27 protein-coding genes are annotated in these 24,127 nt (G+C 71.3%); 21 read left to right on the forward strand and 6 right to left on the reverse strand.

All coding sequences use genetic code 11. The features are described 5' to 3' along the window. Nucleotides 1–4 precede the first annotated feature (4 nt). From AB0M82_RS08510 to AB0M82_RS08520, 3 genes are all read right to left on the reverse strand, one after another. Nucleotides 5–1,234 carry a cytochrome P450 gene (locus AB0M82_RS08510; RefSeq protein ID WP_364718790.1) on the reverse strand — a complete coding sequence of 410 codons (1,230 nt, stop codon included), beginning with the start codon at nt 1,232–1,234 and terminating at the stop codon, nt 5–7. 86 nt (nt 1,235–1,320) lie between these two features. Then, a complete protein-coding gene (locus AB0M82_RS08515) occupies nt 1,321–1,806 on the reverse strand; it encodes a MarR family transcriptional regulator (protein WP_364718791.1) in 486 nt (161 codons plus the stop codon). A gap of 133 nt (nt 1,807–1,939) precedes the next feature. Next, nucleotides 1,940–3,247 (reverse strand): MFS transporter, encoded by a 1,308-nt coding sequence (locus AB0M82_RS08520; protein WP_364718792.1) that lies wholly within the window; start codon nt 3,245–3,247, stop codon nt 1,940–1,942. Between the two features lie 123 nt (nt 3,248–3,370). On the opposite strand from AB0M82_RS08520, the gene AB0M82_RS08525 reads away from it, so the two are divergent. Further along, nucleotides 3,371–3,862: a MarR family winged helix-turn-helix transcriptional regulator gene (locus AB0M82_RS08525; RefSeq protein WP_364718793.1), complete on the forward strand. Its 492-nt coding sequence runs from the start codon at nt 3,371–3,373 to the stop codon at nt 3,860–3,862. Here AB0M82_RS08525 and AB0M82_RS08530 read toward each other — a convergent pair. From AB0M82_RS08530 to AB0M82_RS08540, 3 genes are all read right to left on the reverse strand, one after another. Next, entirely contained in the window at nt 3,838–4,602 is a 765-nt protein-coding gene (locus AB0M82_RS08530; RefSeq protein ID WP_364718795.1) for an SDR family oxidoreductase, read from the reverse strand. The genes AB0M82_RS08525 and AB0M82_RS08530 overlap by 25 nt on opposite strands. A gap of 73 nt (nt 4,603–4,675) precedes the next feature. Then, entirely contained in the window at nt 4,676–5,899 is a 1,224-nt protein-coding gene (locus AB0M82_RS08535; RefSeq protein WP_364718797.1) for a cytochrome P450, read from the reverse strand. Next, nucleotides 5,896–7,656 carry a non-ribosomal peptide synthetase gene (locus AB0M82_RS08540; protein WP_364718798.1) on the reverse strand — a complete coding sequence of 587 codons (1,761 nt, stop codon included), beginning with the start codon at nt 7,654–7,656 and terminating at the stop codon, nt 5,896–5,898. Before AB0M82_RS08540 ends, AB0M82_RS08535 begins: the two co-directional genes overlap by 4 nt. Before the next feature lie 254 nt (nt 7,657–7,910). Between AB0M82_RS08540 and AB0M82_RS08545 the strand changes: the two genes are divergently transcribed. The 20 genes from AB0M82_RS08545 (at nt 7,911) to AB0M82_RS08640 (ending at nt 24,076) form a co-directional block, all read left to right on the forward strand. Continuing rightward, the gene (locus AB0M82_RS08545) at nt 7,911–8,303 is read left to right on the forward strand and encodes a SchA/CurD-like domain-containing protein (RefSeq protein ID WP_364718799.1); all 393 of its coding nucleotides are present in this window, start codon (nt 7,911–7,913) and stop codon (nt 8,301–8,303) included. Continuing rightward, nucleotides 8,300–9,358, forward strand: coding sequence for an amidohydrolase family protein (locus AB0M82_RS08550; protein WP_364718800.1), 1,059 nt, complete (start codon nt 8,300–8,302; stop codon nt 9,356–9,358). The genes AB0M82_RS08545 and AB0M82_RS08550 overlap by 4 nt, the downstream gene beginning before the upstream one ends. Next, entirely contained in the window at nt 9,339–10,202 is an 864-nt protein-coding gene (locus AB0M82_RS08555) for a diaminopimelate epimerase (protein WP_364718801.1), read from the forward strand. The genes AB0M82_RS08550 and AB0M82_RS08555 overlap by 20 nt, the downstream gene beginning before the upstream one ends. Further along, nucleotides 10,199–11,134 carry an NAD(P)-dependent oxidoreductase gene (locus tag AB0M82_RS08560; protein ID WP_364718802.1) on the forward strand — a complete coding sequence of 312 codons (936 nt, stop codon included), beginning with the start codon at nt 10,199–10,201 and terminating at the stop codon, nt 11,132–11,134. Before AB0M82_RS08555 ends, AB0M82_RS08560 begins: the two co-directional genes overlap by 4 nt. A gap of 41 nt (nt 11,135–11,175) precedes the next feature. Then, nucleotides 11,176–11,409, forward strand: coding sequence for a hypothetical protein (locus AB0M82_RS08565; RefSeq protein ID WP_364718804.1), 234 nt, complete (start codon nt 11,176–11,178; stop codon nt 11,407–11,409). A 29-nt stretch (nt 11,410–11,438) separates the two neighbouring features. After that, nucleotides 11,439–12,194: a SchA/CurD-like domain-containing protein gene (locus tag AB0M82_RS08570; RefSeq protein ID WP_364718805.1), complete on the forward strand. Its 756-nt coding sequence runs from the start codon at nt 11,439–11,441 to the stop codon at nt 12,192–12,194. A 39-nt stretch (nt 12,195–12,233) separates the two neighbouring features. Next, entirely contained in the window at nt 12,234–12,554 is a 321-nt protein-coding gene (locus AB0M82_RS08575) for a TcmI family type II polyketide cyclase (RefSeq protein WP_364718806.1), read from the forward strand. Then, the gene (locus tag AB0M82_RS08580; RefSeq protein WP_364718807.1) at nt 12,551–12,991 is read left to right on the forward strand and encodes a cupin domain-containing protein; all 441 of its coding nucleotides are present in this window, start codon (nt 12,551–12,553) and stop codon (nt 12,989–12,991) included. The genes AB0M82_RS08575 and AB0M82_RS08580 overlap by 4 nt, the downstream gene beginning before the upstream one ends. After that, on the forward strand, nt 12,988–14,211 hold the full coding sequence (locus tag AB0M82_RS08585; RefSeq protein WP_364718808.1) for a ketosynthase chain-length factor: 1,224 nt from the start codon (nt 12,988–12,990) through the stop codon (nt 14,209–14,211). Before AB0M82_RS08580 ends, AB0M82_RS08585 begins: the two co-directional genes overlap by 4 nt. 49 nt (nt 14,212–14,260) lie before the next feature. Next, nucleotides 14,261–14,482, forward strand: a complete 222-nt coding sequence (locus tag AB0M82_RS08590; RefSeq protein ID WP_364718809.1) for an acyl carrier protein — start codon at nt 14,261–14,263, stop codon at nt 14,480–14,482. Between the two features lie 2 nt (nt 14,483–14,484). Next, a complete protein-coding gene (locus AB0M82_RS08595; protein WP_364718811.1) occupies nt 14,485–14,934 on the forward strand; it encodes an SRPBCC family protein in 450 nt (149 codons plus the stop codon). Nucleotides 14,935–14,976: 42 nt separating this feature from the next. Further along, on the forward strand, nt 14,977–15,735 hold the full coding sequence (fabG, locus tag AB0M82_RS08600; RefSeq protein ID WP_364718812.1) for a 3-oxoacyl-ACP reductase FabG: 759 nt from the start codon (nt 14,977–14,979) through the stop codon (nt 15,733–15,735). A 23-nt stretch (nt 15,736–15,758) separates the two neighbouring features. Then, on the forward strand, nt 15,759–16,064 hold the full coding sequence (locus tag AB0M82_RS08605; RefSeq protein WP_364718813.1) for an antibiotic biosynthesis monooxygenase: 306 nt from the start codon (nt 15,759–15,761) through the stop codon (nt 16,062–16,064). Beyond that, nucleotides 16,061–16,384, forward strand: a complete 324-nt coding sequence (locus AB0M82_RS08610; RefSeq protein ID WP_364718814.1) for an antibiotic biosynthesis monooxygenase — start codon at nt 16,061–16,063, stop codon at nt 16,382–16,384. Before AB0M82_RS08605 ends, AB0M82_RS08610 begins: the two co-directional genes overlap by 4 nt. Nucleotides 16,385–16,411: 27 nt before the next feature. Next, nucleotides 16,412–17,686, forward strand: coding sequence for a beta-ketoacyl-[acyl-carrier-protein] synthase family protein (locus tag AB0M82_RS08615; protein ID WP_364718816.1), 1,275 nt, complete (start codon nt 16,412–16,414; stop codon nt 17,684–17,686). 33 nt (nt 17,687–17,719) lie between these two features. Further along, nucleotides 17,720–18,784 carry a methyltransferase gene (locus tag AB0M82_RS08620; protein ID WP_364718817.1) on the forward strand — a complete coding sequence of 355 codons (1,065 nt, stop codon included), beginning with the start codon at nt 17,720–17,722 and terminating at the stop codon, nt 18,782–18,784. After that, the gene (locus AB0M82_RS08625) at nt 18,781–19,947 is read left to right on the forward strand and encodes an LLM class flavin-dependent oxidoreductase (protein ID WP_364718819.1); all 1,167 of its coding nucleotides are present in this window, start codon (nt 18,781–18,783) and stop codon (nt 19,945–19,947) included. Before AB0M82_RS08620 ends, AB0M82_RS08625 begins: the two co-directional genes overlap by 4 nt. Next, nucleotides 19,944–20,831 carry an NmrA/HSCARG family protein gene (locus AB0M82_RS08630; protein WP_364718821.1) on the forward strand — a complete coding sequence of 296 codons (888 nt, stop codon included), beginning with the start codon at nt 19,944–19,946 and terminating at the stop codon, nt 20,829–20,831. Before AB0M82_RS08625 ends, AB0M82_RS08630 begins: the two co-directional genes overlap by 4 nt. Nucleotides 20,832–21,086: 255 nt before the next feature. Continuing rightward, nucleotides 21,087–22,079 carry a Gfo/Idh/MocA family oxidoreductase gene (locus AB0M82_RS08635; RefSeq protein WP_364718822.1) on the forward strand — a complete coding sequence of 331 codons (993 nt, stop codon included), beginning with the start codon at nt 21,087–21,089 and terminating at the stop codon, nt 22,077–22,079. 494 nt (nt 22,080–22,573) lie between these two features. Next, on the forward strand, nt 22,574–24,076 hold the full coding sequence (locus tag AB0M82_RS08640; RefSeq protein WP_364718824.1) for a carboxylesterase/lipase family protein: 1,503 nt from the start codon (nt 22,574–22,576) through the stop codon (nt 24,074–24,076). The last annotated feature ends 51 nt before the right edge of the window (nt 24,077–24,127 follow it).

Genomic DNA, 24,127 nt, shown 5'->3' on the forward strand with positions numbered 1-24,127 from the left:
CCGCTCAGGCCGTGCGGACGGGCACGGCTCGCAGCCCGCGGATCTCGCCGATGGCCCGCCACCGCAGGTCTTCCGGGGCGCAGGCCAGCTCCAGCACCGGGAAGCGGTCGAGGAGCAGCTTGAGGAAGACCGCGAGTTCGACGCGCGCGAGGTGGCTGCCGAGGCAGCGGTGGATGCCGCGGCTGTAGGCGAGCTGCCCGTGGTCGGTGCGCGTGATGTCGAACCGGTCGGGGTCGGCGAACCGCGCGGGATCGCGGTTCGCCGCGGTCAGCGAGGCGATCACCGCGTCACCGCGATTGATCGCGACCTCGCCGTAGGTCAGGTCCTCCGCGGCGAAGGCCAGCACGGAGGTGAACGGCGCCTCGATGCGCCCGAACTCCTCGACCGTCGAAGGAATGTGCCCGCGGTCTTCGCGGAGCAGGGCGAGCTGGTCGGGGTGCGTCAGCAGGGCGGCCACCCCGCTGCCGATCATGTTGCCCGTGGTCACGTAGCCGGCGACGACGATGTTGACCAGCAGCGAAACCAGTTCGTACCCGGCCACCTCGTCCGACGACGGCACGGCTTCGGCGAGGGTGCTGGTCAGGTCCGGACCGGGCTGCCGGCGCTTCTCGTCGATGAGCGCGACCAGGTAGTCGCGCAGCGAGTGCAATGCGACGCGGTGGGCCATGAAGCTGTCCTCGTCGGTGTCCTCCGCGAGCAAGCCCCCGGTGATCCGCATCAGTTCGAGGTCGGCGCCCCGCGGCGCGCCGAGCAGGTCCCCGATCACCGCCAAGGGCAGGCGGTAAGCGATCCGCGGGATGACGTCCCACTCCGGCGTCTCGGCGAGCTCGTCGATCAGGGACGCGACCACGGTCTCGATCCGGCCGACGAGCCCGTCGATCCGATGGCCGGTGAAGGCCGGCTGGACGAGCGCGCGCAACCGCGTGTGCTCCGGCGGGTCGACGGTGTCGAGGACGCTGGGCGGGACGAAGTCGCGGCCGGCCACCGCGGCCCCGCCGCCCGGGGTCCCCTGCCTGATCGGGTCCACCTCGCCCGGCACGTTGCGGACCAGCCGCGGGTCGGCGAGCGACTCGCGGACGAGTTCGTACTCCGTCAGCAGCCAGGCGTCGAACCCGAACGCGGTCCGGACGCGCGCGACCGGGGCTTCGCGCCGGAGCCGGGCCAGGACGGGATAAGGGTTTTGCAGGAATTCCGGATCGGAAAGATCGGCCGTGATCGCGATCGAATCAACCATGTCGACATCATGAGCACAAATCATTCTCGCGAGCAACAGGAATGGTGATTAACGCGGGTTTTCTGCCGGTCGGGAATTGTCGGTTTTCACCGGTCGGGTTCGGGTAGCCGGCCGGCGACGTGGTCGCGCAGCCGGTCGAGCAGGTCGACCAGCGTGGCGCGTTCGGCGTCGCTGAGGATGCCGAACGTCAGCTCCGCGTGGGCGTCGTGCAACGCCTTGATCTCGCCCAGGTGCTCGTGGCCCTTGGCGGTGATCTCGAGCCGGGTCGAGCGGCGGTCGCCCGGATCGTCACACCGCTTGAGCAGGCCTTCGTCCTCCAGACCGTCCACAAGGGACGTGATCGACCTGCCGGTGACGCCGAGCCGGTCCTTGAGCTCCCCCATCCGCGGGGCGCCGGCCTCGTCGACGGCGAGCATCAGCAACACCCGCGATGTGGACCAGCCCCGCTGCTGGTAGGGCTGCCCGGCGAACCGCCGCAGCGCGTGCGTGGTGCGCATCAACGCATCGGCCAGCTGCGCCCCGGTCGGCGGCCCCTCCGGCCGGGAAGACCCCGGCGTCTTTTCGCTCGACACGCGCCCAGGCTACACGCAATCCGGATAGACGAAAGTAAAGCTATCCGGGTTGCGACTGGTGCACCGGAATGCTCTCGAGCCGGAACCGCGCGCTGCCCGGTGCCGCGGGGATCGGCACCGGGCGGCGCGGCGGTCAGCGGGGCCCGGGCGGCCCACCAGGACCGCCGGGTCCACCCGGACCGCCAGGCCCGCCCGGACCACCGGGACCACCGAACGGCCCGCCGGGCCCACGGGTTCCGTCGTCCGGGGCGCGCTTGATCTTCCGCACCTCGGCCGAGGCGAGGACCATGGCGGTGGTGACGACGATGGCCCCGCTCGCGAACCACAGCGTCCGGCCGAGACCGAGCCGGTCCGCGGCCGGGCCCGCGGCGGCCGCACCCAGCGGGGTGAGCCCGAACGAGCAGAGCGCCTCGTACGCGGCGATGCGCGAGAACTTCTCGTGCGGGATCTCCTGCCGCAGCGTGGTCATCCAGTTGACGGTGAAGATCTCCACACCGACACCGCCGAGCAGCGAGGCCGCGCAGATCACCAGCAGCGGCGCGCCGGCCGCGAACGCCGCCAGCGGCAACGCGAGCAGCACGGCGCCGCTGACGCCGGAGACGAGCAGCCGCTGCGGCCGCAGCCGCACCATCAGCAACCCGCCGAGGATCATGCCGACCGCGTCGCACGAAAGGATGAAACCCCAGTCGCTCGCGCCGTTGAGCTGACGATCGGAGGCCACCGCGCCGAGCACGGTGAACGCCCCGACACCGAGAGCGTTGACCACGCCGAACTGCACGGTCACGCTCCACAGCCACTTCCGGTTGGAGAACTCCGTCCAGCCTTCGCGCAGCTCGGTGATCATGCCTTCCCGCTTGCGCAGCTTCCCCTCGGCCTGCATCGCGAAGGCGAGCAACGACGTCAAGGCGAACGTGGCCGCGTCGATCGCGAGCACCCAGCCGGGACCGACGGCGGCCACCAGCACACCGCCGAGCGCGGCCCCGGCGACCTGGGCGCCGTTGAGGCCGGTCCGGAAGATGGCGAACGCCTTGCTGGCGTTCTCCCGGTCGACGCTGCGCATCAGCAGGCCTTCGGTGGCCGGCATGCGGAAGGCCATCGCGAGCCCGTTCGCGGCCGAGAAGGCGATCAGCTCCCAGAGCTTGATCGAGTCCAGGAACACCACCAGCGCGAACAGCCCCTGCGCGACCGTGCTGAGCACGTTCGTGGCGACGATGACCAGGTGGCGCGGCAGCCGGTCGGCCACCACCCCGCCGATCACGAAGAACAGCACCGCGGGCACCGTGCCCGCCGCGGACACCAGGCCGACCGCGGTGCCCGAGCCGCCCGTGTCGAGGATCGCGAACGCCATCGCGACCGGCGCGGCGGACGTGCCCAGTGCCGAGATGATCGCGCCGGCCATCTGCAACTTGTAGTTGCGGCTGAACCACATCTTCTTCTTCACCGGAGGGACGGTCCCCGGCGGGCCCGTGCTCGTCCCCGTTGCTTCCATGCACGCACTCCTGAAATTAGTTTCAATCCGGACTGAGTTATTTGCGCTTGTCAGGATTACCGGTATGCTCGGAGGGTGTCAAGCGACAAACCACCGGCGGCCCCGCCGACCGGGGCACAGCTGGGTGACGCGCTCATGCGCACCACGCACGCGCTGCGGCGGTTCGCCGGGCAGCCCTACCAGCAGCGGGGCTGGTCCACATCGCGGGTGTTGCTGATGCTCGCCGTCGACGAGGCCGGTGCCCCGCGGATGGGGGAGCTCAAGGACCGGCTCGGCGTCACCGGCAGGTCGATCACGTCCCTTGTGGACGGTCTGGAGGACGAAGGCCTGCTCAAGCGGTGTGACGATCCGGGCGACCGCCGCTCGACCCGGCTCGAGATCACCGCCAAGGGCCACGAGCACCTGGGCGAGATCAAGGCGTTGCACGACGCCCACGCGGAGCTGACGTTCGGCATCCTCAGCGACGCCGAACGCGCCACGCTGGTCGACCTGCTCGACCGGCTGCGCGACCACGTCGCCGGCCGGCTACCCGAGCCCGGCGATCACCGGTCACCGCCCGTCGCGTAGACGGTCTGCCCGGTGACGTAGCCCGACCGCGGGCCGGCGAGGAACGCCACGACGCCGGCGATGTCCGTGGCCGAGGCGACGCGGCCCAGCGCGGTCGCCGCCCCCACCCGGTCGAGAAACGCCTGCCGGTCGACGTCGAGGCGGTCGGCCAGGTCGTCCACCATCGCCGTCGCGACGAAGCCCGGCGCGACGGCGTTGACGGTGACGCCGAACGGGCCGAACTCCGCGGCGAGCGCCCGGGTGAAGCCGGTGATGGCGGCCTTCGCGGTCGCGTAGTTCGCCTGGCCCGCGTTGCCGTCGGCGGCGACGGAGCTGAAGTTGACGATGTGCCCGGAGCGCCGCCGCTTCATGTGCTCGCCGACGACGCGCGAGCAGCGGATCGTGCCGCCGAGGTTGACGTCGACCGCGGCGTCCCACTCGTCGTCGGTCATCGTGAGCAGCAGCCGGTCGCGGGTGACGCCGGCGCAGTTCACCAGGACGTCGACGTGCCCGAACTCCCCCACCACCCGGCGCACCATGCTCGTCACCTGATCGGCCGAGGTGACGTCGCAGCCGATGCCCGTGCCGGTGCCGCCGAGCGCGGCCACCGTGGCGGCGAGCTCGCCCTCGTCGCGGTCGACGGCGACGACCGAAACACCGCGGGCCGCGAGCAGTTCCGCGGTGACAGCGCCGATGCCGCGCGCCGCGCCGGTGACGACGGCCACCGCCGCGGCGGCCCCGGCGCACTCCGGAGCGCTCATGCGCACACCTCGCTGACGCTCGGCGCGGCCTGAGCGGCCGGCGCAGTGTTGAATGATTCGCTCGCAAGCTCGCTCATGCGGTGAACTTGACCGGCAGGGAGCTCATCCCGTGCAGGATGCTGGAGTAGATCCACTTCTCTTCGCCGGTCTGCTCCACTTCGGACACCAGCCGGCGTAGCCCGTCGAGCACCGCGCGGACCTCCATCCGCCCCAGGTAGTGCCCGAGGCAGTAGTGCGACCCGTACGCGAAGGTGAAGTGGTGGTTCGGGGTCCGGGCGAGGTCGAACCGGTCCGGGTCGGCGAACACGGTTCCGTCGCGGTTGGCCGACGAGATCCACACGCTGACCACGTCCCCGGCCTTGATCTCCCGGCCGCCGACCACGACGTCCGCGGTCGCCGTCCGGCCGCCGTGCAGGGACGGCACCGTCCAGCGCAGGGCTTCCTCGGTCGCGGTGGCCAGGTCGACGTCGCCGTTCTTGAGCGCCCGCCACTGGCCGGGGTTTTCGATCAGGGCCAGGATCGTGCCGGTGATCGCGTGCCGGCCGGTCTCGTCGCCGCCGATCATCAGGCCGTAGCAGTTCGCCATGAGTTCGGCCTGGTTGAGCGGCATCCCGTCGATGTGGCAGTTGGCGAGCAGCGTGACCATGTCGTCGCCGGTCGCGCCACGGCGGGCCTTGGCCAGCCGGCTGAAGTACAGCAGGATCTCGTTCTTGGCGACCCAGCTCTCCTCGGGCGGCTCGTCGGCGTAGTCCGAGCTCCACGCGTGCGCGGTCAGGTCGAGCAGGTACTTGCGGTCGTCGTCGGGGATCTCCAGCAGGTCGCAGATCGCCCCGAGCGGGACGTTGGACGACACGTCCCGGGCCGCGTCGCACTCCCCCTTTTCGAGGGCGCTTCGCAGCAGGCCGTCCACGGTCTCCTGCAGCGAATGCCCGATGAGGTCGAGCATCCGCTTGGAAAAGCCCTTCTTCAGCACGCCGCGGACCTTGTCGTGGCGCTCGCCGTCGGTCACCGCCAGCATCGACCCCGACGCCGAGTCCCCGCCGTGCAGCAGCGTGGCCAGCGCGTTGCCGTTCTCGGTCCCGAAGTGCGCCTTGTCCTGGTACACCTGGTTGACGTCGGCGTACCGGGTGATCACCCAGAACCCGCGTTGCGCCCCGCGCGGCGGCTGCCAGTGGACCGGGCGGTGGGCGCGCAGGTGCCGCCACACCTCGCCCAGTTCGTACTCGGCGTGCAGCGTCGGCGAGGCCAGGTCGAGGTCTTCGAGGGCGCCGGGGTCGGCGATCGGTCGAATCGTCATGCTTCCCTCCGGGCGGCGGCGGCCAGCGCTTCGATGGTCGGGTTGTCGATGACGCTGCGCGGCGAGAGCTCCAGGCCGGCCTCCTGCGCGCGCAGGATCACGTCGATGGCGAGGATGCTTGTCCCGCCGAGTTCGAAGAAGTTGCTGCCGACGTCGATCGGCGCGCCCTCGAACAGCTCGCGGAAGATCGAGTAGATCGCCTTCTCGGCGGAGGTCTCCGGCGGCCGGCCGCTCGAGCGCGGCCGGACTTCCCGCTCGAGGAGCGCGGTCCGGTCGACCTTCCCGTTCGGCGACAGCGGCATCGCCGCCAGCGCCGGGTAGGCGGCCGGGATCATGTGGTCGGGCAGGTACTTCATCGCGTGCGCGCGCAGCTCGTCCGGTGCGGGCGCGCTCCCGTTCGCCGGGACCACGTGCACGACCAGCTGCCGGCCGCCGGCCTCGTCGTCCCGGACCACCGCGGCGGCCTGGGCCACCGCGGGGTGCCGGGTGAGCACCGCTTCGACCTCGCCGAGCTCGATGCGGAACCCGCGGAGCTTGACCTGGTCGTCGACGCGGCCGTGGAACACGATGGCACCGTCCGCGCGGCGCGAGCCGAGGTCGCCGGTGCGGTACATGCGAGCGCCCGCCGTCGAGAACGGGTCGGCGACGAACCGCTCGGCGGTCAGCGCCGGCCGGCCGAGGTAGCCCCGCGCCAGCCCCGCGCCGCTGAGGTATAGCTCGCCGATCTCGCCGGCCGGCACCGGCCGCAGCTCGCCGTCGAGGACGTACACCGAGACCCCGGCGATCGGGGTGCCGATGGTCACCGGCTCGCCCGGCGAGAGCGGCCCGGTCATGGTCGCGCATACCGTGCCCTCGGTCGGCCCGTAGGCGTTGAGCAGCCGCAGGTGCGGCGCCCACCGCACGACGAGGTCCGGAGGGCACGCCTCCCCGGCGACGACGAGCGTCCGCAGCTCGGGGAAGTCCTCCGGCGCCAGCGTCGCGACCGCGGTCGGCGGCAGGACCGCGTGCGTGACGCGCCCGTCCAGCAGCACCGCCTTGAGCACCTCGCCGGCCAGCGTCGGCGCCGACGGCACGACCAGCGCGGCCCCGGCCGTGAGCGCCGCCAGCAGCTCGGTCAGGAACGCGTCGAAGCTCGGGGACGCGAACTGCAGGACCCGGCTGTCCTCGGTGACCCGCATCGCCGCGACCTTCGCGCTCGCCAGCCCGGCCAACCCGGCGTGGGTCACCGCGACCCCCTTGGGCCGGCCCGTCGAGCCGGAGGTGTAGATGACGTAGGCCAGATTCGCCGCGGAGACCCCGCCGGTGCGCTCGCCGTCGGTCAGGTCCGTGCCGGCGCGCTTCTCCAGCGCTTCGGCCGGGCCCTCGTTGTCGAGGACCACCACCGGCACACCGGTCTCGGGCAGTACCCCGGCTCCGGCGCGCGTCGTGCACACCACCACCGGCGCGGCGTCGGCCAGCATGTGCGCGACCCGCTCGGCCGGGTACGCGACGTCAGCGGGCAGGAAGGCCGCCCCGGCCTTCGCCACGGCCAGCACACTCGTCACCATCGCCGCCGACCGCGGCATCGCCAGCGCCACCACGCGTTCGGGTCCCGCACCGTGGTCGGCCAGAAGCCGCGCCAGCCGGTTCGCCCGGGTGTTCACCTCGTCGTAGGAAAGGACTTCGCCGCCGGCGATCAGCGCGGTGCGGTGCCGGTGCCGCCGCACCGCGTGCTCCCACAATTCGTGCAAGGTGCGATGCACGCCGTCGTTCGCCATTTGCCCGACTGCCGCTCGACGAAAGTCGTCGGCAGTGCTCGCCTCGTCTTTCGATGCCGTCACGCGCCAAAGCTAAACACCAGGTGGAGAGCCCGGCCATGTGGTTCTGGCGGAAGTAGTGGCGCCGATCGGCAGTTTCGGCGGCAGTTGCCCTGATTGCCTGGCCAGCCGGATGCGCCGTGCCCATCCTTGCCTGAGTGGGGCACGGATCCGATCCGCTGCGAGAACTCGCGGGAACTCCAAGAGGTGATCAGATGACGCAGGTTGCGGCGATAGCCTGGACGTTTCGCCGGGAATGCAGGAGCGAAGTCGAGAACTTGCTCCTCCGCTATCCCCCGCCGGACTCGCTCGAAATAGCCGACGAAACCGGAAACGTGGTCGGCCGCATGCTGGCGACCGCCGTTTTCGTGCGCGACAACCTCGTCGTGCGCGTGATGGAGTTCGAAGGCCCGCTGCCCGAACTGCTGCGCCAGAAGTCCATGGAGTCGACGCACGCGGAGATCGACCGCGCGCTGCAGCAGTACCTCGAGAAGCCCGCCGACCTCAGCACCCCCGAGGGGTTCCGGACGTTCTTCGCGGACACCGCGATGCGCTGCCTGTACTTCCGCAAGCCCGCTCAGGAACCGACGGGAGCGATCGCGCGATGATCATCGACGTCCACGGGCACATCATCTCGGCGGAAGCGGCCGAGCGCGCCCCGATGCCCCGCAGCCTGGTCGACGTGGAAGGCATGGTCGAGGCCAAGGCGGCCGCCGGCATCGAGCTGACCATCGTCGGCAGCCCGAGCGGCGCGCGGACCATGGCGCCCGCGGACCGGTTCGCCGGGTACCGGCAGCCGTTCGGCTACCAGCAGCCGTTCGACCAGCTGCGCGCGCTGCACGACTGGCTCGGCGAGACCGTTCAGAAGTGGTGGCGGAACCTGCGCGCCTACGTCTACTGCGACGTGTTCGGCGACGAGAAGAGCGTCGCCGCCGCGGCGGAAACCCTGCGTGAACCCGGTTTCGTCGGGCTCATCGCGAACTTCAGCGCGGACGCCGAGTACCTCGACTCCTCGCGCGCCGACGACTTCTTCGCCATGGCCGAAGAGGCCGGCGTGCCGATCCTGCTGCACGCCGGCCCGATGCCCGCGAGCTGCCGGGACATCGCGAACTACGGGCTGCTGGAGATCTTCGGCCGACCGTGCGACGCGACTCTCGGGCTCGCCGCCCTCGTGCTGTCCGGCCGGCTGGAACGCCACCCGTCGCTCAACTTCATCTCGGCGAACTCCGGCGGCGCCTTCAGCCTGTTCGCCGACCGCATCGACTGGGCGGTCCGGCCGCGGCACTGGGACGACCGGACGACCCAGAACCGCGGCGAGGACGACGCCGCGGGCGCGCCGGTGCCGGAGCTGCACCGGACCGCGTCGTCGCTGCGCCCCAGCGAGCTGGCGCGCCGCCTGTACGTCGACACCACCTTCGACCACCCCAGCTTGCACGAGGCGAACCTGCGCCTGCTCGGGGCCCGGCACATCGTCTTCGGCACCGACGCGCCCCCGATCCCGGTCAAGTTCGAGGACAAGGTCCAGGCCGTGCGCGACCTCCCGATCGGCGAAGCCGAGGCCCAGGACATCCTCGCCGGAAACGCGCTGCGGCTGTTCGACCTCACGGACTTCCTCGAGGCCCGTGCGTCCGCCGAGGAGCGCCGTGTCCCCGCCGGCGGTTGACCGGGGGCCGCGGTACGCGAAGGGCTTCTGCGGCGGCAACGACTTCGTGCTGCTGATCGATCCCGACGACGACGTCCGGCTGACCGGGAACGCCGTGCGCGGCCTGTGCGACCGGTACCGCGGCCTCGGCGGCGATGGCGTGCTCCGCCTGGTGCGCACCGAGTTCGCCGATCCGGGACTGGCCGGCGACGCCGAGTGGTTCATGGACTGCCGCAACCCGGACGGCACGGTCGCGCCCATGTGCGGGCCGGGGCTCGGGCTGATCGCGCGCTACCTGCTCGACGCCGGCCTGATCGCGCCGGGCGAAGTGTGGATCGGGACCAAGGTCGGCGCGAAGCGGACCGTCATCGACGACAGCGGCACGACGTCGATCGAGCTGCTGCCGCCGGAGTTCCTCGGCTCGTCGTCGGTCCGGCTGGGTGGCCGTGAGTACCCGGGCAGCGTCATCTCGCTCGGCAACCTGCACCTCGTGTGCTTCGTGACGACGCCGGTCGAGACGCTCGACCTGTCGGCCGAGCCCGTGCTGGCCGACGCCGGTTTCGCCGGCGCCGACCTCGACATCACCTGGGCCAACGTGCTGGCCGACGGCCGTCTGCGCACCCGCGTGTACGAACCGGGCACGGGCGAGATGCGCTCGTGCGGCACGGCCGTGTGCGCCGCCGCGGCGGCCCTCCAGCGGTCGGAGGGTGCCTGGGGCACGACGGTCGTCGACACCGACGCCGGGCCCCTGTCGGTCACCCTCCGCGGGCACGGCAAGACCGTGTTCACCGGCGCGGCCAGCGTCGCCGCACTGGGGACCCTCAACGCCACCTGGATCACCTCTCTCGACAAGGAGCCGTCATGACCGGACCGGACACCACGATCGCGTGCCTGGGTCTCGGCGCGATGGGGTCGGGGCTCGCCCACCGGCTGCTCGACGCGGGCCGGCCGGTCTCGGTGTTCAACCGGACCGAGGCGAAGGCGAGCCCGCTGACCGCCCGCGGCGCGCGGTTCGCGGCGACGCCCGCGGCCGCCGTCGGCGACGCCGGCACGGTCCTGGTCAGCCTCAGCGGGCCGGAGGCCGTGGACGAGGTGCTGTTCGGCGACGACGGCGCCGTGCACGGCCTCAAGCCGGGCACGGTGGTCGTCGACGCCTCCACCGTCTCACCGGACTTCTCCCGCGAATGCGCGGCACGGCTCGCCGAAGCCGGGGTGTCCCGGGTGGAGGCCTGCCTGATCGGCAACCCGCTCCAGGCGAGATCCGGCGAGGTGCGCGTGCTCGCCGCTGGCGACGAATCCGACGTCGCCAAGGTTGCGGACCTGCTCGGCGCGATCGGCAAGCACACCTGGCACATCGGCGGCACCGGGTCGGGCGCGAGCGCGAAGCTGGCGTTCAACGCATTGCTCGGCGTGCAGCTGGCCGGCCTGGCCGAGGCGCTCGACATCGGCGCCGCGGGCGGGGTCGACCGCGATCGGCTCCTCGAGGCGATCGCGGGCAGCGGTTTCAGCTCGCCGGTGCTGAGCTTCCGAGCCGCGCTGGTGCGCGACGACCGGCTGGTGCCGGCGGCGTTCCGGACCGACCTGATGGCCAAGGACCTCCGCCTCGCCGAGCAGACCGCGCGGGACCACGGCCTCGACGCCGACCTGCTGACGCACGCCGCGCGGCGGTTCGCCGCGGTGACCGAACGGGGCGACGGAGAGAAGGACGCGGCCGTCGTCCTCGCCCGAGCCGGGGAAATTCCGGCATTCCTGCAGGCACAAGCACGTGGTCGTGCGCAGCGGTCCGAGGTTGGCTGAGGGTGCCGCACGAGCCGGACAGAAAGGAAGGTGAGGGCCGGATGCCGGACCGCCGCTTCGCCCATAGTGGACAGTCGCGCCGCCGCCTGCGCGCGCTCGGCCGGTACGCCCTGGCGGCACTGGGCTCGGTGGGCGCCGCCTTCAACATGTACGTCGTCCTGCCCGCCCCGGCCGAACCGCCGGGCGAACCGGCACCCGGTTTCCCGCCGGAGCCCGCGCCGCTGACCGACGTCGAGCTGAGCGTGTGGGCCGGCATCACGCGGAATCTGAGCTGACCGGGTGCACCGAGCAGAAAGGTAGGAAAGTGTCGTTTGCCGCCATCAGTTACAACATCCGCCCGGACACCGAGGCCGAGATCGCCGAGATATTCTCGGCCACGGGGTTCAAGCGGACCGGCTCGCCGGTCGTCTACGACGCGGACGGGAACGAGGTCGGCCTGATCCCCGCCACCGGGTTGTTCATCGGGGACGACAGCATGGTCCGGATCATCCAGTACCAGGGCGAACTCGACGACGTCGCCCGGCACATGTCCCGGCAGACCACGGTGAAGTTCGCCGAGCAGCGGCTCGGCCCGTTCCTCGCCGAGCCGCGGGACACCCAGACCGAGCAGGGTTTCCTCCGGTACTTCGAAAACAGCCTGATGGCCGACTGCGGCGGGTCGACGACGCCGGACCGGCTCGCGCGCATCACGGTGATGCGGTTCCGGCACCCGGGTCCCGCCCACGCGGACTTCGCGCCGGAGAGCCGGGTGCCGATCTGGGCGGAGTCCGGGCACCCGGACGGTCCGGCGCTGCTCGCCGAACGCTGGTACCGCAATGGCGAGTCCGTCGTGCGACTGTGGCAGCACACCGGCGAACTGCGGGACGTCGCCCGCGTGGTGGCCCGGGACGCGACGGCCTTCGCGCACGAAACCCGGCTGCTGGCCGCGCTGTCCGGCGGGACACTGCGGCCGACCGAAGAGTCCTACCCGGACATCGTCGGCCGGCTCGCGATGCGCTGCCTGTCCCAGCTGGCGATGCACGACTCCCCCGTGGGCGAAATCCTGCCCGCGCGCGTCTGAAACCCCTGTCCGACAACGAGACCACCTTCGGAGGTGCGCGTGCAGAGAACACTGATCGTGGCCCGCATGGGTGCGGACGACAGCGCGGACGTCGCCCGGATCTTCGCCGATTCGGACGCGTCCGAGCTGCCGCACCTGATCGGCGTGAGCCGCCGGACCCTCTTCCGCTTCCACGGGCTCTACTTCCACCTCGTCGAAGCCGACGAGGACATCACCGGGGACCTGTACAAGGCCCGGTCCCACCCGCTCTACAAGGACATCAACGAGCGGCTCGCGGAGTTCATCAGCCCGTACGACCCCGGCTGGCGCGAACCGAAGGACGCCATGGCCGAGACCTTCTACAGCTGGAGTGCCACGTGACGCAGAAGATCGCTCTCGGCGACGTGCCCGCCAACCGGCGGCGGGGCGGTGACCTGCGGGTCCTGCTCAGCCCGAAGACGGTGCGGTCGACCACCGGGTTCATGGGCGGCGTCACGCTGCTGCCGGGTGAGTCCGTGACGGAGCACTACCACCCGTACTCCGAGGAGTACCTCTACGTCGTCCGCGGCGCGCTCGTGCTGACGCTGGACGACGAGCCGGTCGAACTGGGCGCGGACGAGGCCGTCCTGGTGCCCAAGGACGTGCGCCACCGGCTGGAGAACCGCGGCGCCGAACCCGCGTTCGCGGTGTTCCACCTGTGCCCGCTCGCCCCGCGGCCCGAACTCGGGCACGTGGACACCGAAGCGCCGGCCAACCCCGCCGAAGCCGGCATGGACGTCGGCGGGCCGGTCGCGTCGGCGGCCGCGGAGCGCCGGTGACCACCGCCGTGGTGACCGGCCTCGGCGTCCTCGCGCCCAACGGGATGGGCGTCGAGGAGTGCTGGGCCGCCACTCTGGCCGGGAAGACCGGCATCCGGCCGATCTCCGGGTTCGACGCGTCCCGGTACTCGGTCACGGTGGCCGGGGAGCTGGCCGGCTTCCACGCCGTCGACCGCGTTCCGCGCGGCCTGATCGTGCAGACCGACAAGTGGACCCAGCACGGCCTGGTCTGCGCCGAGAACGCGCTCGCCGACGCGGCCGTCGACCCCGCGGCGCTCGGCGAGTACGAGATGGCGGTGGTCACCGCGAGCTCGTCCGGCGGGAACGAGTTCGGCCAGCGGGAGATTCAGCGCCTGTGGGAGAAGGGCCCCGAGTTCGTCGGGGCGTACCAGTCCATCGCGTGGTTCTACGCCGCCACCACCGGCCAGGTCTCGATCCGGCACGGTATGCGCGGTCCGTGCGGGGTGGTCGCCACCGAGCAGGCCGGCGGGCTCGACGCCATCGGCCAGGCCCGGCGCCTGCTCCGGGCGGGCACGCCGGTGATCGTCACCGGCGGCACCGACGCCTCGCTGTGCCCCTACGGGCTGGTCGCGCAGACCGCCACGGGGCGGATGTCGACGCGCGCCGACCCCGACCGCGCGTACCTGCCGTTCGACGCCGACGCGTGCGGGCACGTCGTCGGCGAAGGCGGGGCCATCGCCGTCGTCGAGGACCACGCGGCCGCGGTGGACCGGGGCGCGCCGCACCACTACGGCGAGATCGCCGGGTACGCCGCGACCTTCGACCCCCCACCGGGTTCGCCGCGGCCGCCCGGTCTCCGCCGCGCGGCGCTGGCGGCGCTGGAGGACGCGGGGGTGACCCCCGGCGAGGTCGACGTCGTCTTCGCGGACGCCGCGGGGACTCCGGCGCTCGACCGCGACGAGGCCGCCGCGATCGCCGCGGTCTTCGGGCCGGAAGGCGTTCCGGTGACCGCGCCCAAGACGATGACCGGCCGGCTCCTCGCGGGCGGCGCGGCGCTCGACGTCGCGTTCGCGTTGCTGGCGATCCGGGACTCCGTGGTCCCGCCGACCGTCGGCGTCCGCCGGCCGGGCGCCGACTACCACCTCGACCTGGTGCTGGACGAACCGCGGGAGGCGCGGGTGCGGATCGCGCTGGTGCTCGCCCGCGGCCACGGCGGCTTCAACTCCGCGATGGTCGTACGCCAGTGCGGAACCGATTGACCGAGAAGGGAGACAGGCAGTGTTCACTTTGGACAGTCTGAGACGGATCATGGACGCCACGGGCGTCGCCGACGACGGGGTCGACCTCGGCGGGGACATCGGCGCCACCGAGTTCACCGACCTCGGCTTCGACTCGCTGGCGATGCTGGAGATCCAGGCGCGCGTCAAGCAGGAACTGGGGATCTCCTTTCCCGAGGACTCCGCGACCCTGCTCCTGCGTCCCGACGACCTGGTCGCCTACGTCAACAGCAACCTCGTGGAGGTGGTCTAGGCGTGGCCGGGCACACCGACAACGAGATCGTGATCGACGCACCGTTCGACCGGGTGTGGCGGATGACCAACGACGTCGCCGGCTGGCCGCAACTGTTCAGCGAGTATGCCGAAGCCGTCATCCTGGAGCAGCGCGGCGACACCGTGCGGTTCCGGCTTTCACTGCACCCGGACGAGAACGGCAAGACCTGGAGCTGGGTGTCCGAGCGGACCCCCGACCCGGTCACCCGGACCGTGCGCGCGCAGCGGGTCGACACCGGTGTCTTCAAGTACATGTCCCTGTTCTGGGAGTACGAAGATCTCGGCGGCAGCGTCCGCATGCGATGGGTCCAGGACTTCGAGATGAAGCCGGGTGCGCCGCTGGACGACGCGGGCATGACGGACCGGCTGAACACCAACTCCGCCGGCCAGCTGAAGCTGATCAAGGACAAGGTCGAAGCGGCCACCGACTGACCCACCCGGCTCACCCACCCGAATCACCCAGGGAGGAAGACCATGGCAATTTCCCTTGCCAGGAAACGAGTTCTCGTCACCGGCGGGACCCGCGGCATCGGCCGCGGCGTGGTACTCGCCATGGCGGACGGCGGCGCCGACGTCGTCACCTGCTACCACAGCGACACCGACGCGGCGAAGGCCCTCGAAGCCGAACTGTCCGAACGGGACGGACGCCACCACGTGGTGCAGGCCGACATCGCGCAGGAAACCGAGATCGACCGGCTGATCGAGGTGTGCGGCGAGCGCCTCGGCGGGCTCGACGTCCTCGTGCACAACGCGGGCGCGATCAGCCACATCCCGTTCGTCAAGCTCGAGGTCGCGGACTGGAACCGGGTGCTCGACACCAACCTGACCGCCGCGTACCTGCTGGCGCAGCGGGCGATGACGCACCTGCGGCCGGGCTCCACCATCATCAACATCGGCTCGAAGGTCGCCGAGATCGGCGTTCCGCTTCGCGCCCACTACACGGCCGCGAAGGCCGGGCTCACCGGCCTCACGAAGTCGCTGGCGAAGGAACTGGGCGCGCAGGGCGTGCGCGTCAACCTGGTCGCACCGGGGATCATCGCGACCGAAATGGCCGAGCGGGCCACCGACCACGAACGCGCGGCCGTCGAAGAGCGCCTGGAGGGCTACCGCAAGCGGATCCCGCTGGGCCGGCTCGGCGACCCGGCCGACGTCGGCGCGGTCGTCGCCTTCCTGGCGAGCGACGCGGCCGGGTTCGTCAACGGCGCGGTCATCACCGTCGACGGGGGCATGTGATGGATGCGCGGGAGACTTTCCGGGTGATCCTCCGGTTCGAGATCAAGGAGGGGGTCGAGCCGGAGTTCGAGAAGACCTGGCTCGACATCGCCGACGTGATCACCGGGCACCCCGCCAACCTCGGCCAGTGGCTGCTGCGCAGCACGCAGGACGGCGCGCCGGTGTACTTCGTCATCAGCGACTGGACGAGCGAGCCGGAGTTCCGCGAGTTCGAACGCAGCGCCGACCACCTGGAGCACCGGGTGAAGCTGCACCCGTTCCGCACGGGCGGCTCGATGGAGACGACGACGGTGGTCCACGCGCTGCAGGCCGCCGGCGCGTCCCGATGAGCCGGGTGCGCGTGCTGCTCTACCTGCGCGGTGCCGACAGCGTGCCGATCGAGCAGGCGTACCACCGGATCAGTGAGAGCCTGGCCGGGACACCGGGCCTGCTCGGAAACGAGCTGCTGCGTTCGCCGCACGACCCGGCGGAGCTGGCGGTGCTCAGCGAGTGGGCCAGCCTCGAGGAGTTCGACACCTGGGAGCGCGGCCCGGAACACCGCGCATCGACCGCCCCGCTGCGGGACCACCAGGACGGCACCCGCGCCAAGCCGTTCGCGATCTACCAGGTCGTGTCCGAATACCGCGCCGACGAGTTCGGCGAGTCCTAGGACCACCGTTCTCGGAGAGGAAGCTTCATGGCACCGCCAGCACAGGGCCGCCGGGTCGCCGTCACCGGCATCGGTGTCGTCGCCCCGGGCGGGATCCGGAAGAAGGAGTTCTGGGACCTGCTTTCGAACGGGCGAACCGCCACCGACCGCATCACCCTGTTCGACCCCAGCGGCTTCCGGTCGCAGATCTCGGCGCAGGTCGACTTCTCCCCCGTGGCGAACGGGCTGAGTGAACGCGAGGTCCGCCGGATGGACCGGGCCGCCCAGTTCGTCGTCACGAGCACCCGGGAGGCGATCGCCGACAGCGGCCTCGACTTCGGGGCGATCCCGCCCGAGCGCATCGGCGTCAGCGTCGGCAGTGCCGTCGGCGCGACGACCGCGCTGGAGCGGGAGTACGTGGTGCTCAGCGACCACGGCAAGAACTGGGAGGTCGACGAGGACTACGTCGTGCCGCACCTGTACAGCTTCATGGTGCCCAGCACGCTGGCCACCGAGGTCGCCTGGGCGGCGAACGCCGAAGGGCCCGCGGCGGTCATCTCCACCGGCTGCACGTCCGGCATCGACGCCGTCGCCCACGGCGCGGCGCTGATCCGGGAGGGTTCGGCCGACGTGGTCCTGGCCGGCGCCACCGACGCGCCGATCTCGCCGATCACCGTCGCGTGCTTCGACGCGATCCGGGCGACGTCGGCGAACAACGCCGACCCCCGGCACGCGTCCCGGCCGTTCGACCGCGAGCGGGACGGGTTCGTCATCGGTGAGGGCGCGGCCATCCTGCTCCTCGAAGAGCTGTCCGCCGCGCGGGCCCGCGGCGCGCACATCTACGCCGAGTTCGCCGGGTACGCGGCGCGCAGCAACGCCTTCCACATGACCGGGCTCCGGCCGGACGGCCGGGAGATGGGGGAAGCGATCGACCGGGCGCTCGAGCAGGCCCGGCTCGATCCGTCCGAAGTGGACTACATCAACGCGCACGGGTCGGGCACCAAGCAGAACGACCGGCACGAAACCGCGGCGTTCAAACGGAGTCTGGGCGAGCACGCCCGCACGGTGCCGGTGAGCTCCATCAAGTCCATGGTCGGCCACTCCCTCGGCGCCATCGGCTCGATCGAGCTCGCCGCCTGCGCGCTGGCGCTGGAGCACCAGGTGGTCCCGCCGACCGCCAACCTGAGCACCCCGGACCCCGAGTGCGACCTCGACTACGTCCCGGTGCACGCCCGCGAACACCCCATGGACGTCGTGCTGAGCGTCGGCAGCGGCTTCGGCGGCTTCCAGTCCGCCGCGGTGCTGACCCGGCCGACGTCCTGACCAACCCCAGCCCATCCGATGAGAGGACACCTCGTGACCAGTGAAGTGATCGCCCCGCCGACCGCGGGGACGGGCTTCCCGAACCTGGCGGTGCTGCCGCCCCGCGTGCGCGTGATCATGCTCGTCACCGCGCAATGGCTTTCGCACTCGATCAACGTGCTGGCCGAGATCGGGGTCGCCGACCACCTAGTCGACGGCCCCCGCACGGTGGCCGAGATCGCCACGGCCACCGAGACCGACCCGGACGCGCTGTACCGCGTGCTGCGCGCGGCGGCCTCGCTCGGGGTGTTCGCCGAGCGGCCCGACGGCCGGTTCGAGCTGACCCCGGACGCGGACTGCCTGCGCAGCGACACGCCCGGCAGCCTGCGCAACTTCGCGCGGCACGTCGGCCACGCCTGCCGCCTGCAGTCCTACGCCTCGATGGTGGACACGGTGCGCACCGGCAAGCAGGCGTTCCAGCAGGTGCACGGCATGCAGTCGTTCGACTTCTACGCGGCGCATCCGCACCTGGCGGAGGTCTTCAACGGCGCGATGACGGCCTTCAGCGAAGCGGCCGCCGACGAACTGAGCGGGATCGGCGACTTCGGCCGGTTCGGCGTCGTCGCCGACATCGGCGGCGGGCACGGTCACATGCTGTCCGCGGTGCTGCGCGCCAACCCGGCGGTCAAGGGCATCCTGTTCGACCGGCCCGAGGTGCTCGCCGGCGCGGACCCGGTGCTCGAGCGCAACGGCGTGCGGGACCGGGTCACGCGCTCCCCCGGTGATTTCTTCGCCGACGTGCCGGTGGCGGACGCCTACGTCCTGAAGAGCGTCCTGCACGACTGGACCGACGACGAGTGCGTCACGATCCTCGGCAACATCCGGCGGCGCATCGGCGACAACGCGGACGCGCGCGTGATCCTGTTCGAGGCCACCGTGCCCGAGCTCAACACGTTCGACTTCAGCAAGCTGATGGATATCGAGATGCTCGTCAACCTCGGTGGCCGGGAGCGGACCGAGGCCGAGTGGCGGGCGTTGTTCGACAACAGCGGGTTCGAGCTGGCCACCACGACCCGCGCGACGCCGCCCAACTGGGTCCTGGAGGCGAAGCCGCGATGAGCCGCTCCGTGTCGCCCGGGATCGTCTGGGCCACCAGCGCGCCGGCCGCGGCGGGTACCGGCCACCTCAACCTGGCGAAGCTGGCGGGCATGGGTTCACTGTGGACGGTCGACCACCTGGTCAGCCCGTTCCCCCGCGCCGTCTGGGACACCGACTTCACGTTCCTGGCCAAGGGTTCGCCCACCCCGGACGAGGCGTTCGACTTCGCCACGGCCCTCGGGCACCTGGCGGCCAAGGCGGGCAACGTCCAACTGGCCGTCGGCGTGACCGATCCGCATCGTCGCCACCCGGTGAGCCTCGCGCAGACGTTCCTGACCTTGTCGCACCTGACGCGCAGGCCGCCGATCCTGGGCCTCGGCGCCGGCGAACGGGAAAACCTCGACCCCTACGGCGTCTCCTACGACCGGCCGGTGGCCCGGCTGGCCGAGGCGGTGCAGATCATCCGGAAGTGCTTCGACGCCACCGAGCCGTTCGACTTCGCAGGCGAGTTCTTCCAGTTGGACCAGGCGGTGCTGGACCTGCGGGCGCCGAAAGGCCGCCGGCCCGAAATCTGGCTGGCCGCGCACGGCCCGCGGATGCTCGCGCTGACCGGCCGGTACGCCGACGGCTGGTACCCGTGGGAGCCGGTCGACCCGGACGAATACGGGCGGCGGTTGCGCGAGGTCCAGGGCGCGGCGAAGCGGGCCGGGCGCGACCCCGAAGCGATCCACGCGGCGCAGGTGCTGACCGTGGTGCTCGGCCGGGACGAGCAGCACGTGCGGCGGCTGCTGCGCGCCAAGTCCGTGCGGTACCTCGCGCTGCTCGCCGACGCGAGCGCGTGGCGCGCGTTCGGTGCCGAGCACCCCCTCGGCCCGGACTTCCGCGGGGCGATGGACCTGCTGCCGCACCGGTACAGCCGGGCCCAGGTCGAGGACGCCATCCGCGCGGCTCCCGACGAGCTCGTCGCGAGCCGGGTGGTCGCGGGTACGCCGAAGCAGGTCCGGGACCGGATCGGCGCCCTGGTGGACGCGGGCCTGCGGCACCCGGTGCTGGTCGCGGCGTCAGCCCTGGTGGCGCCCGCCGACGCGGTCTACAGCATGGCGGGCCTGGTGTGGCTCAGCCGAAGCCTGCGCACCCGGCGAGCCGGCCGGGTGTCGCCCGTGGCCCAGGAGGTTCCGGTATGAGTCTCGACGTCCTCGTGGTGGGCGCGACCGGCCAGCAGGGTGGCGCGGTCGCCCGGGAACTGCTCGGGCGCGGGCACGTCGTCCGGGCGCTCACCCGCAAACCCGACTCGGCCGCCGCGGCCGAACTGGCCGGCCTCGGGGCCGAGGTGGTGTACGGCGACCTCGCCGTCGCCGCGTCGATCGAAGAGGCCGCGCACGGCGCCGACGCGGCGTTCCTGCTCTCGGATTCCTTCGACGCGGGAACGGACTTCGAAATCACCGCCGGGGTCGGCGCGATCGACGGGCTGCGGCGCGCGGGGGTGGGGCACATCGTCTACACCTCGGCGGCGAGCGCCGACCGGGATACCGGAGTCCCGCACTTCGACAGCAAGGCGGCGATCGAGCGATACCTGCGGGAGAACCGCGTGCCGCACACGATCGTCGCACCGGCGTTCTTCATGGAGAACCGGTTCTTCGGCCTCCGGCGGACCGACGACGGCTGGCTCCTGCCGACGCCGATGCCCGCGGCGCGAGCGCTGCAGCAGATCGCCGTGGCCGACATCGCGGGCTTTGTGCGCCACGCGGTGGAACATCGGGACGACGTGCTCGGCGAGCGGTTCGACATCGCCGGCGACGACCTGACCGGCGCGTCCGCCGCCGCGATCCTGGAACTGGTCATCGGCGAACCCGTCCGCTACACGGCGATTTCGCCGGACGCGCCGTTCCTCGGCCCGGACCTCAGTGCGATGTTCCGGTACATCGACCGCGTCGGATTCGCCGCCGACATCGCCGCCCTCCGCGCCGACTTCCCCGACGTCGGCTGGCACACGTTCGAGGAGTGGGCGGGGCTGCAGGACTGGCAGCACATCGGCGCCAAGCCGATCAAGGCCGTGCCGACGGCGTGATCGCCGGACCAGGCCGGGCGGCTTCCGCTCCCGGTCTGGTCCCGTTTCGCGGTGCACGGCGGGCGAGGCGGTGACCACCGACGCCACCGGCGCGGTGTCCACCTCTCGGGTGTTTCGTGGGCGCGGCGAACGACTCCTACAGCGAGGTCGCATCAGCAGTGATCTCCTTCGGATGAGCTGAGCGACCCTGTCTCGCGGCCGGTCGGCGCCACCCCAGCACCGACCGGCCGCTTCCTTCGTCGAAACGGATCGAGAATGAGCCAGCTCCGCTTCGCCGTCCTGGGCTGCGCGAGCATCGCCTGGCGCAAGATGCTCCCGGCCTTGGCCGGCGACCCCGACGTGGCGGTGGTCGCCCTGGCCAGCCGTGCTCCGGCGAAGGCCGCCCGGTTCGCCGCCCGGTTCGGAGGCGAGGCCGTGACCGGCTACGACCGCCTGCTGGCCAGAGACGACCTCGACGCGGTGTACATCCCGCTCCCCGCGGCCCTGCACGCGGAATGGGTCGAGCGCGCGCTCGACGCGGGTCTGCACGTACTCGCCGAGAAACCCCTGGCAACCACGGCGAAGGACGCGGAACGCCTGGTGGCGCTCGCGGCCGAGCGCGGGCTGACGCTGTTCGAGAACTTCATGTTCCGCTGCCACTCCCAGCACGCGGCGGTGAGCGAAACAGTGGCCGCGGGGACCATCGGCACAGTCCGCTCGCTGACAGCGGAGTTCACGATCCCCGCGCCCGCACCGGGCGACATGCGCTACGACCCGGAGGTCGGCGGAGGCGCGCTGCTGGACATCGGCGTATACCCGGTCCGCACGGCACTGGACTTCCTCGGCGAGGACAGCGACGTCGCCGGAGCGACACTGAACGTCGACGCCCGTCTGCGCGTCGACGTCGGCGGGTCCGCCTTGCTGGCCGGGCCGGCGGGCCGAACGGCACACGTGACGTTCGGCATGCGCCACGGGTACCGCTCCCGCTACGAACTGACGGGCGACAAGGGCCGAATCACGGCGTTGTGGGCGTACACGCCACCGGCCGGCCACGCCCCGGTAATCCGGATCGAGAGCGGGAACGGGGTCGAAGAGCGGACACTGCCACCCGACGACCAGTTCGCGGCAGTGGTAAGACGCTTCGTGTCCTGCGCACGGGACGGCGTGCCGTCAGACCTGGAAGGCCAGGCGATCATCTCGCAGGCGGGTCTGGTGGACCGGATCCGGGAGCGGGCGGTACTGCTGCCGGATCCGGGGACACCGGCGTGATTCGCCACGGCCGCACCGATCACCGCCGCCCCAATGCACGGGACAGGCGCGGACCGCAGCCGGCGGCTCGAAGGGATGGCGCGCCGCCCGTTCCGACCCGGGTGGCGGGCCCCGGCGGCTCAACCGCGCCGAGCAGCACTTCGGCGCCCGGATGCGATCCCACCAGTTGACGGTGCACTTCACGCCAAGGCGCCGACGGTGGGCGCGCCAGGATCGCTCAGGGGGAGCCGGTGCCCGCATGGTCGACGACCATGTCTGTTCGGAGATGCGGCGCCTTCCTCTGCGCGTACCGGTAGTGCGTTGTCAACGGTCTGAGCCGACAGCGGTAGTCGAGACTCATTTATCTGAGTATCGGGAATCCTGTCCTTGAACGGCCCATTACCCGCCAGTAGGTTGCGGGCATGCCCCCAGGTCAGCGCCATCCACGCGGACGAGCCGCGGTCGTTCTTGTCATGTCGGTGCTTCTGCTCATCGTCGTCCCGGCGTCCTCCGGCATGGCGTCGCCGGCGTTCGGAGATCACGTGACCGTCAGGCAAGGCCAGTTGCAGGGCAAGACCGACTTCGACAGTCGCCAGTTCCTCAACATTCCCTACGCGGCACCGCCGACGGGGGCGTCGCGGTTCCGGCCGCCGCAGCCGCCCTCGTCGTGGCCAGGTGTTCGCGATGCCACCCGTCAAGGCAACATCTGCCCGCAGAGCCTGCCGCTCGGCAATGTGAGCGAAGACTGCTTGGTGCTCAACGTGATCACGCCGCCGGCGGCGAAGTCCACGAACCTGCCGGTGATGGTGTGGCTGCACGGCGGCGCATACACCCTCGGCTCCGGCGCGGGGTACGACCCGAAACCGCTGGTCACCAAAGGTGACGTCATCGTCGTCACGGTGAACTACCGCCTCGGTTCTTTCGGCTACCTTGCCCTGCCCGGACTGGCCACGGAGTCCGGCACGACGGGCAACTACGGGATCCTCGACCAGCAGGCCGGCCTTCGCTGGATACGTGACAACATCGCCGCCTTCGGTGGCAATCCGCGCAACGTCACGATCTTCGGAGAGTCGGCGGGCGGGCACAGCGTCTGCATGCAGTTGATCTCCCCGACCGCGGCGGACCTGTTCCACAAGGCCATTTCCGAAAGCGGTGGCTGCGTCGGCACAGCCCTCGGCCCGGCACCGTTGAACACCGCGTACTCCGCCGGTGACTCCTTCGCGAAGAAAGTCGGTTGCCCGGACGCCGCCGCACAGGTCGCTTGCCTACGCGGCAAGCCCATGGACGAGCTGATCAAGGCGCAGGGCGAGGCGCTTCCACTGCAGGCCGAGCTGAGCTGGACACCAACGATCGACGGAAAGGTCATCAAAGAGCCCACCCGGGACGCGGTGGCCGCCGGCCGATACAACAGGGTCCCCATGATCAGCGGAACCAACAAGAACGAGGGAAACCTGTTCGTCGCGCTCGGCTGGCACCTCGGCAAGCTACGGCGGCCCACCGCCGCCGAACTGGAGGCGGAAATCCGCGCCAGGGCGGGTTCGGTCACTCCCGAACTGCTGGCGGCCTACCGGCCCGAGGCGCCGGACAACGCGGACGCGGCCATGTCCGGCGTGATCACCGATGGCGCCTTCGCCTGCCCGAGCGAATCGCTGGTGCGGACCATGACTTCACAACCCGGACAAGCCGTCTACCAATACGAGTTCGCCGACCCACAGCCGCCCTACTCGTTCCTGGACCCGCTCATGCCCCTGGAAGATTTCCACTCCGCCGAACTGTTCTACCTGTTCGGCACCGTGCAAGGACTCCCATCTCTGCTGGACCTCCGGCAGAACCGGCTGTCACAGCAGATGATCGGATACTGGACAGAGTTCGCCACCACCGGCAACCCGAACGGTCCCGGACACCCCGCCTGGCCGGCAGCCACCACGGCCACACCGTCCCCTGTCCAGCACCTGACCTCGGAAGGCACCAGTCCCCGCACGACCTTCCCCGCCGACCACCACTGCGATCTCTGGTAAAGGCCGACCGGTCGGCCGCAGCGTCACCGCGGGCGTGACCACGTCATCTCG

Source organism: Amycolatopsis sp. NPDC051128 (assembly GCF_040682715.1).
In the GTDB taxonomy this organism is placed as follows: Bacteria; Actinomycetota; Actinomycetes; order Mycobacteriales; family Pseudonocardiaceae; genus Amycolatopsis.